The organism is Acetobacter sp. DmW_125128 (genome assembly GCF_008704325.1).
Lineage (GTDB): Bacteria > Pseudomonadota > Alphaproteobacteria > Acetobacterales > Acetobacteraceae > Acetobacter > Acetobacter oryzifermentans.
Window position 1 is genome coordinate 1 of the sequence record NZ_VHOP01000071.1, and the last position, 744, is coordinate 744.

The window sequence follows — 744 nt, forward strand, 5'->3', positions numbered from 1 at the left end:
CACCACAATGCAGCAACGCTGTTTTCTGGGAACGCTGGCCTGCGGGCCTGCGGCTTCCCGCACGACCACATGCCTGTCTTCTGGCGGGTATGTGGATGTTGCCACCGGCACGAAATATCCGCCCATTCTGGCCAGCCTGCCTGATGTGGACAGGGAACTGGATATTTCAATTTCCGGTAGCAGTATGACGCAGAGCTTCGGGCAGCTTACGGTCAATCTGTCCGATGGCGTGGCGGATAGCATGAACGTGCGCAACCATACCGGAGATCTGTCCATTCTGACCGGCCTGCGCAGCTATGACATGGCACGCGGCTGGTGGTCAGATCCGGCACTCTCTGCGTGCCAGCCTCTGTTTACCGGCTCCGCCACCGCATGGCGCACCGGAGCTACGCAAGGCACGCTGACGCTTTCGGGGCCTGCCGTGCTCTCGCGCCAGTTGCCACTGGCAACCTATGCTGGCACTGGCGGCGTGGAAGGCGGATCAGACCTGACAGGCCGGGTAAAACCGCGTCTGCGGGGCTATGCCTTCAATATCACGCCTGTTTGTGTGGATAGCGTCAATCAGATCTATCAGGTGTCTGATGCACCACTTTGGATGGGCACGCAGGGCACTCAACCGGATCTGACCGTGCTGGAAGGCGGCGTGCTGGGGGCGTGGTCTGCGCCGGCAACAGATGGCAGCTGGGCCTATGCCGGCATGGTCAGTGATATCACCACAGCAGATCCGGCCGCAGGCACCTATGT

At 61.0% G+C, this 744-nt stretch carries 1 pseudogene; it reads left to right on the top strand.

From position 1 onward, the window contains the following. Positions 1–744 (top strand): annotated as a pseudogene (locus FKW19_RS14615) (hypothetical protein); the annotation flags it as partial.